The 8012-nt window shown below is 75.2% G+C and carries 7 protein-coding genes; all 7 read right to left on the bottom strand.

Annotated elements, in window-relative coordinates; all coding sequences use genetic code 11:
- The coding region (murJ, locus tag ACXJKA_RS17275) for a murein biosynthesis integral membrane protein MurJ (protein WP_456826441.1) at positions 1 to 1412 on the bottom strand (1412 nt) is incomplete at its 3' end.
- On the bottom strand, positions 1409 to 2299 hold the full coding sequence (locus ACXJKA_RS17270) for a hypothetical protein (RefSeq protein WP_456826440.1): 891 nt from the start codon (positions 2297 to 2299) through the stop codon (positions 1409 to 1411). The genes murJ and ACXJKA_RS17270, both read right to left, overlap by 4 nt.
- Positions 2296 to 3327, bottom strand: coding sequence for a copper transporter (locus tag ACXJKA_RS17265; protein ID WP_456826439.1), 1032 nt, complete (start codon positions 3325 to 3327; stop codon positions 2296 to 2298). The genes ACXJKA_RS17270 and ACXJKA_RS17265 overlap by 4 nt, the downstream gene beginning before the upstream one ends.
- 67 nt (positions 3328 to 3394) lie before the next feature.
- On the bottom strand, positions 3395 to 4573 hold the full coding sequence (gene steA / locus ACXJKA_RS17260; protein WP_456826438.1) for a putative cytokinetic ring protein SteA: 1179 nt from the start codon (positions 4571 to 4573) through the stop codon (positions 3395 to 3397).
- A gap of 6 nt (positions 4574 to 4579) precedes the next feature.
- Positions 4580 to 6310 carry a DNA repair protein RecN gene (recN, locus tag ACXJKA_RS17255; protein ID WP_456826437.1) on the bottom strand — a complete coding sequence of 577 codons (1731 nt, stop codon included), beginning with the start codon at positions 6308 to 6310 and terminating at the stop codon, positions 4580 to 4582.
- Entirely contained in the window at positions 6307 to 7200 is an 894-nt protein-coding gene (locus ACXJKA_RS17250) for an NAD kinase (RefSeq protein ID WP_456826436.1), read from the bottom strand. Before ACXJKA_RS17250 ends, recN begins: the two co-directional genes overlap by 4 nt.
- Positions 7197 to 8009, bottom strand: a complete 813-nt coding sequence (locus ACXJKA_RS17245; protein ID WP_456826435.1) for a TlyA family RNA methyltransferase — start codon at positions 8007 to 8009, stop codon at positions 7197 to 7199. The genes ACXJKA_RS17250 and ACXJKA_RS17245 overlap by 4 nt, the downstream gene beginning before the upstream one ends.
- Positions 8010 to 8012 lie beyond the last annotated feature (3 nt).

Below are 8012 nucleotides of genomic sequence, written 5' to 3'. Positions count from 1 at the left end.
GCGCGCACCAGGCCGGCGGTGGCGGGCCGGCCGGCGGCGCGCCGCAGCAKGACGACCGCCACGGTCCCGCCGACGAGCATGCCGAGCGAGCTGGCCTGGGCCAGCGCGAGCAGCGTTGCGTCCGGGTCGTGACCGGCCGGGGCGAGCGCGGCCGCGATCACGGGGGTCGCCACCGCGACGGTGCCCCACCCGGCGACGTTGGCGGCGATCGCCGACCGGCCGCGCTCGAGGGCGTACAGCGCGCGCGATGCGTGGAACATGAGCGCGAAGCCGAGCAGGCCGGGCATCAACCACGTGATCGTCGCGGTCATGGCGCGCATGCCCGCCCCGCCGTCGGCGATCCCCACGAAGATGTCCGTGACTGCCGGTGCCGCCGCGACCAGGGCCGCGCTGCCCAGCGCCGCCGCCGCCAGGACCGCGCGGGTGGTCCCCGAGGCCATGCGCGCGAACCCCTCGTGCTCACCGGCCGCGGCGCGGGCCGCGAGCCGGGGGAACGTCGAGGTGGCCAGCGGCACGACGAGGACCGCGTACGGCAGCAGGTACACCTGCTGCGACCAGAGGAAGACCGACCAGGTGCCGACGTTCCCCCGGGCGCTGGCGACCACAAGGCTCACCAGCACGGAGAGCTGCTGCGCGACCAGCGAGCCGACCCCCGCGAACGCGAGAACGGCCAGGCGACGGCCGACACCCACCGGGAACCGCAGGGTCGGGCGGATCCGGACGCCGAGGCGGTGGACCGGCACGAACATCGGGAAGCACATCGCGGCGACCCCGAGCGTGGTCCCCCACCCCAGGACGGCGAGCGCCCCGCTGGTGACGGCCGCCGGGTCGTCGAGCTCGCCGTCGGCCAGCGCCGCGTAGACGAGGTACGTGGCGATGACGACGAGCGACGACAGGACGGGCGCGAAGGCTGGCCAGAAGAACCGCTTGTGCGCCTGGAGCACCGCGTAGAGCAGCACCGCGACGCCGTACATCGGCACCTGGACCGCGAAGACCGCGATGAAGTACTGCAGCAGGTCGCGCTCTGCGTCGCCGAGCTGCCCGGGCCAGGCCGAGGCGATCAGCCCGCTGCAGGCCGCGAGAGCAGCGCCCAGCGGGACGAGGACCAGGAGGGTCCAGCCGAACGTGGCCGACGTGATCGCGTCGACATCCTTGCGCAGCGCGCGGGATACCGGCAGGGCGAGCACGGGGACCAGCGCGCCCGCGAGGGCACCACCGGCAGCGACCTCGAAGAGCACGTTCGGCAGCGTGTTGGCCGTGTTGTAGACGCCGCCGATGCTCCCCGCCTGGAACGCGTGCGCCTGGACCAGGTAGCGCGCGAACCCGAGCACCCGGCTCAGGACGGTGACGGCCGCGATCATCGCGGCGGCGCCGCCGAKCCCGGCGAGGGTGCGCCGCGCGGCGGGGCTCACGCGGACCTGTCCACCGGGGTCCCGACCGGCCGCCGACCCCAGCCGTCCACCTCGCGCAGCACCGGGGTGCGCTCGATCACGCGCGTGAAGCTGACCTTCTCGCTCGCCACCGTGAGGCCGAGGACGACCGCCAGAACGGCCAGCCGCACGGGTCGCGAGGCGCTGAGCACGACCGCCGTGCCGAGCGTGGCGCCGAGCGCGTTGGCGCCGCCGTCGCCGAGCATGTCCGCCTCGGCCAGGTCCTGGTCCAGCGCGGCGCCGACCACCCCGAGCACCGAGGMCGCTCCCCCGGCGCCCCCACCCGGTCCGACGGCCAGCGGCGCGGCGACGAGCGTGGCCGCCTTGAGCGCGCGGCCGGGACGCAGGTCGAGCAGGTTCAGCAGGTTGGCGCTCGCCGCGACGAGCGCGCCGGACGCGGTGACGTCGGCGACCCAGCCGAGCCCCGACCGGCGCGTGCCGTCGGCCCGGTGCGTCGGCGTGGCCACGGCGGCCGCGACGAGCGCGCCGGCGCCGATGCCGAGCACCTTGAGGCCACCGGTCGTCAGCTCGCCGCGCGCCAGGGCGCCCAGGTGACCGCGCAGCCCCTTGCGCCGCGACGACGTGTCCTCGCCGAGGTCGTCGACCAGCCCGAACGCCGCACCGGACGCCGTCGCCACCGTGAGGGCCACCGCGCCACGCGACGACGGAGCACCGACGAGCCCGCCGGCGAGCAGGCCGGCGGCGACCGCGGGACCCTCGAGCAGGCTGATCGGCTCACCGCGGTGGTTCGTGCGCACCCAGCGGGCCTGGCCGCCGGGCGCCTGGCTGTCGAGCGCGCCACGCACGACGGCCGTCACCGTTGCGGCGACGGTCCCGGCGAGGGCGCGCCGCGGCAGGCCGACCCTCATCCCTCGGTCCCGCCCGCGTCCGCGCCCTCGAGAGCGCGGGCCGTGCGGTCCACGGGCGGCAGCACGACGGCGGCCGGGATCGGCGTCTCGCCGTCGCCGAAGCCGTAGTGCCCGTTGGTGCCCGCGATGCGGCCGGCCAGCGCGAGCGGCACGTTCACCTGACCGGTGACCAGCTCGACGCCGGAGACCGTGGTGACGGACGAGGCCAGGTCCTGGTCGGCGAGCACGGCGTCCGTGAGGCTGCCCTTGCCGCGCGGCCCGTCGGCGAGCACCGCGCCAGACGAGAGCTCCTGCGCCGCCGTGACCACGGCGAGCTGGGACGCCACGACCGAGTCGGACGGCTCGGGCTCCGGCGTCGCGTTCTCGTCGGGAATCGTCAGCGGGACCCCGACCACGACGATCGCGTCGGCGGGGACCGTGACCGGGTCCGCCACCGTGACCAGCGGGCTGTCGCTCTCGCTCGACGAGAGGAGCTCCAGGAGCACGGACGCGTCGTCGGACAGCGCGTCGGGGTTGGTCGGGTCGGGCGTGACCAGGCCCTGCACCAGGGCCGAGGCGAGCTCGCCCTCGACGCCGGCGTCGTCGGCCGGCACCGGGTCCAGGTACGTGAGGAGCTGCCCGACGAGCGCCTGGCGGAAGGTGCGCGCGTCCGGGTCGGACCAGGTGTCGGTGAGGGTGACGTGCGCCGTGACCGACGCGCCCGACTGGGCGAGCCGCGTGTCGATCGCGGTCCGGGTGGACTCGTCGACCTCGCCGAGGGTGATCACGGCGATCCGACGGTCGCGGAGCGACCCGTCGAGCAGCTGGGGCCCGGCGGCGTCGATGTACGTCTCGGCGTCCTGGAGGTCGCTCGACGTGGTGTCGAGCTCGGCGCGGAGCGCATCCTTCTCCCCGCGCAGCTGCTCGACCTGACCGGTGAGGGTGTCGCCGATCGTCTCCTTGAGCGGCCCTGCCCCCAGCGCGATGCCGACGGCCAGCGCCAGGAAGACCGAGATGAGCGAGACGATGTGGTAGCGGAAGTCGATCACGGTGCGAGGTCTCCGTCGGGTACGTCGCCGGCGGGGGCCGGGACCAGGTGCGAGGGTCGGGCGGCGGTCATCCGAAGAGTCCGCTCACCCACGAGGTGATGTCGTCGATGCGGGCGCCGAGCAGACCGATGAGCGTCTGACCGGCCGCGGTCGAGGCGAGGGCGACGCCGAGCGCCAGCAGGCCGGCGAGGACGAGCAGCGTGAGCTGCACGTTGGAGATCCGGTTGCGGTACAGCCGCGACACGCCCTTGGCGTCGACCAGCTTGCTGCCCACCCGCAGGCGCGTGAGGAACGTGCTTGCCATGCCGGACCGTCCCTTGTCCAGGAACTCCACGAGCGTGGCGTGCGTGCCGACGGCGACGATGAGCTCGGCGCCCTTGTCGTCGGCGAGCAGCATCGCGACGTCCTCGCTGGTGCCCGTGGCCGGGAACACGACGTGCTTGACGTCCAGCTGCTCCACGCGCGCGAGGCCGGGTGCGCGGCCGTCGCGGTAGGCGTGGACGACGACCTCGGCGCCGCAGGTGAGGGCGCGGTCCGAGACGGAGTCCATGTCGCCGACGATGAGGTCGGGCTTCCAGCCCGCGTCGAGGATCGCGTCCGCGCCGCCGTCGACGCCGATGAGCACCGGGCGGTACTCACGGATGTACGGGCGCAGCGTGACGAGGTCCTCCTTGTAGTGGTACCCGCGGACCACGATGAGGACCTGGCGGCCGTCGATCTCGGTCGCGATGTCGGGCACGCCCACGCCGTCGAGGAGCAGGTCACGCTCCCGGCGCAGGTAGTCCATGGTGTTGGCGGCGAACGACTCGAGCTGCACGGAGAGGCCGGCGCGGGCATCCTCCATCGCCGCCTCGACGGTCGCGGCGGTCTGCAGCACGCCCTCGGCGACGAGGGTGTCGCCCTCGTAGACGGCGCCGTCGACGACGCGCAGCCGGTGCCCCTCGGTGATCGCCATGACGTCGGCGCCGAGGTCGTCGATCAGCGGGATGCCCGCCGCGACCAGGATCTCGGGGCCGAGGTTCGGGTACCGGCCGGACGTTGACCGGGCCGAGTTGAGCACGGCGGCCGGCTGGCACGCGACGAGGGCCTCGGCCGAGACGCGATCGAGGTCCAGGTGGTCGATGACCGCGACGTCACCGGGGCGCAGCCGCTTGGTCAGCCCCTTGGTCCGAGGGTCGACACGTGCCGGGCCGGCGACGACGCCGGCTTCGGGCAGGGCGGTGCGTTTGCGTAGGGAGGCTCTCATCGCCGCTCATCGTCCCACGGCCGAGAGCTCGAGCAGCTCTGCGGCATGCGTCCGGGCGGCGTCCGAGTCCTCCTGACCGGACAGCATGCGGGCCAGCTCGCGTACGCGGTCCTCGTTCGTGACCAAGCGCACGTCGGACTCGGTGACCACGTCGACCCCGTCGGCGGTCGACTTCGTCACCACCAGGTGCCGGTCCGCGAACGCCGCGACCTGCGCGAGGTGGGTCACCACGAGCACCTGGCTCCCCTGCGCCAGGGCCGACAGGCGCCGCCCGACCTCGATCGCCGCCCGACCGCCGACGCCGGCATCGACCTCGTCGAAGACGAACGTCCCGGGCCGCGTGGCACCGGGCGCCGTCGCGAGCGCCACCTCGATGGCGAGCATCACGCGGGACAGCTCGCCGCCGGACGCGCCCTTGCCCAGCGGGCGCGCGGGCGCACCGGCGTGGGAGGCCAGCAGCATCTCGACACGGTCGGCGCCGTGCGGGCCGGGCTCGTCCGCGGGCTCGACGACGACGCTGAGCTCGGCTCCGCCCATCGCCAACCCGGACAGCTCGTCGGACACGACGGCCGACAGCCGCTGAGCGCCCTCACGCCTGCCGGTCGACAGCTGCTGTCCGAGCGTGCCGAGCTCGTCGTCCAGGCGCGTCAGCTCTGCGCGCAGGGCCTCGATCCGCTCGTCGCCGCCGTCGAGGTCGAGCAGGCGCCGCCCGGCGGTGTCCGCCCACGCGAGCACCTCCGCGACGGTCGAGCCATAGCTGCGCGTCAGGCTGCCCAGCTCGGCGCGACGACGCTGCGCCGCGTCGAGCCGAAGCGGGTCGGCCTGCAGGTCCTCGAGGTACGCGGCCAGGTCGGTCGACGCGTCGGCCAGCAGGTACCCGGCCTCGGCGACGCGCGTCGCGAGCGCGGCCAGGGCCGGGTCGTGACCGCCCTCGTGCTCGAGGAGCCGCCGCGCCTGCTCGATCGCCCCGACCGCGGCCGCGTCGTCCGTCCCGTCGTCGCTCCCGAYGAGTGCTGCGTGCGCGCTCGCCGCCGCCGTCCGAAGGTCCTCGGCGTGCGAGAGCCGGTCGACCTCCTCGGCCAGCGTGACGTCCTCGTCGGGCTGCGGGTCCACGTGCTCGACCTCGGCCAGCCCGAGCCGCAGCAGCTCCGCCTCACGGGTCCGGTCGCGCGCGCGGTCGACCAGGTCCGTCAGCTCCGCGTCCACCCGGGCACGGTCCGCCCACGCCGCCCGGTAGCGGCCGAGCAGGTCGCCGTGCTCGACCCCGACGAACTCGTCGAGCGCCTCCCGCTGCACCGCCGGCGAGCGCAGCCGCGCCTGGTCCGCCTGTCCGTGCACCGTGACCAGCTCGTCCGCCAGCTCGGCGAGCAGGCCCTGCGGCACCGAGCGACCGCCGACGTATGCGCGCGAGCGCCCCGCCGTGCCGTCGGTGCTGGCGCCGACCGTCCGCAGCAGCACCAGGGAGCCGTCGTCGTCCAGCTCCGCGCCGGCCTCCAGCGCCCGCCCGAGCGCYGGCGCGCCGGCCGCCAGGACGACCCGACCCTCGACCGCCGCCGACGCCGAGCCGACGCGGACGGTCGCGGGGTCGGCCTTTCCGCCGAGCAGCAGGTTGAGAGCCGTCAGCACCATGGTCTTGCCGGCGCCGGTCTCCCCCGTGAGGACGGTGAGCCCCGGTCCGAGCTCCACGTGCGCGGTGCCGATGACCCCGAGGTTCTTGATCCGGATCTCGTCGATCACGGTGTCGTCTCCGAGCTGTCGGGGTACGTCGGGCGCGGCGCGCTCGGCCGGCCGCGCCACCCGTCGACGGGGAGGTCGAACTTGTTGACCAGCCGCGTCGTGAACGGCGCCGGCGTCAGTCGGGCGAGACGCACGGGGACGTCGCTGCGGGTGACCTCGACGCGAGCGCCCAGCGGCACCTCGAGCTTGCGGCGCCCGTCGAGCGTGACCAGCCCCGCCGCGGGCGAGCGCTCGAGCACCTCGACCGCGAGCCGACTGCGGGGGCCGACGACCAGCGGCCGGGCGAACAGCGCGTGCGCGGAGATGGGCACCAGGATCATGCCGTCGACGTCCGGCCACACGACCGGTCCGCCGGCCGAGAACGCGTGCGCGGTCGACCCCGTCGCCGTCGCGGCGACGATCCCGTCGCACCCGAAGGACGACAGCGGGCGCCCGTCGACCTCCAGCAGCACCTCGAGCATGCGCGAGCGGTCGACCTTCTCGAGCGCGGCCTCGTTCAGGGCCCACCCGGTGCTGACGGTCCCGTCCGGTCGGATCACGCGGACGTCCAGCGTGCCGCGCTCCTCGACATCGAACTCGCCGGCGGTCAGCCGGCGCACGGCCTCGCCGACGTCGTCGCGCTCGCTCTCCGCCAGGAACCCGACGTGCCCGAGGTTCACGCCGAGCAGGGGCACACCCGTGCCGCGCGTGAGCTCGGCAGCCCGCAGGATCGTGCCGTCCCCGCCGAGCACGATCGCCAGCTCGAAGGACGGCAGGTCGGCCGCGTCGGCGTCCTCGGCCGGGAGCACGGGCTCGACGCCGGCGCGCTCGAGCTCGCGCACGACCTCGTGGGTGGCCGCCACGGCCTCCTCGCGCCACCGATGGGCGACGACGAGCGCGCGCCGGGTCATCGGTCTGCCCCGAGCACGGCCGCGGTGATCTGCTCGACCGGGACGTCGACCGCCGAGCCGCCGGCCGGACGACGGAGCCACAGGAAGAACTCGACGTTGCCGCTCGGCCCGGGCAGCGGGCTGCGCACGACGTCGAGGACGGCGAGCCCGAGGTCCGCGGCCGCCCGCGCGACGCCGACGACGGCATCAACCCAGAGCCCGGGCACCCGCACCACGCCGCCCGAGCCGAGCCGCTCCCGGCCGACCTCGAACTGCGGCTTGACCATCACCAGCAGGTCGGCGTCGACGGCGGCCACCGCGACCAGCGCGGGCAGCACCAGCGTGAGGGAGATGAACGAGAGATCGGCGACGACCAGCCCGGGCGCGGGATCGACGTCCCCGCGGCTCAGGGACCGGACGTTGACCCCCTCGCGGACGTCGACGCGCGGATCCGCCCGGAGCTCGTCGACCATCTGGTCGTGACCGACGTCGACCGCGACGACGTGCGCGGCGCCGCGGCGCAGCAGCACGTCCGTGAACCCGCCGGTGCTCGCCCCCGCGTCGAGGCAGCGCCGCCCGGCGACCTCGGGCCCGCCCGCACCCAGCGCGTCCAGCGCGCCGGCGAGCTTGTGCCCGGCGCGGGAGGCGTAGCCGGGATCGTCGAGGTCGGGCTCGACCGCGACCAGCAGCTCGTCCGTGACCTGTGCTGCGCTGCGCGAGGCGGCTGCTCCGTCGACGGTCACCCGACCGGACGCGATCAGCTCCCCCGCGTGCCGGCGCGAGCGCGCCAGTCCGCGACGCACCAGCTCGGTGTCGAGGCGTGTGGTCACCGC

The organism is Cellulomonas sp. P5_E12 (genome assembly GCF_054049315.1).
The sequence above is the reverse complement of the archived record's forward strand: the minus strand, read 5'-3'. Positions and strand labels throughout refer to the sequence as shown.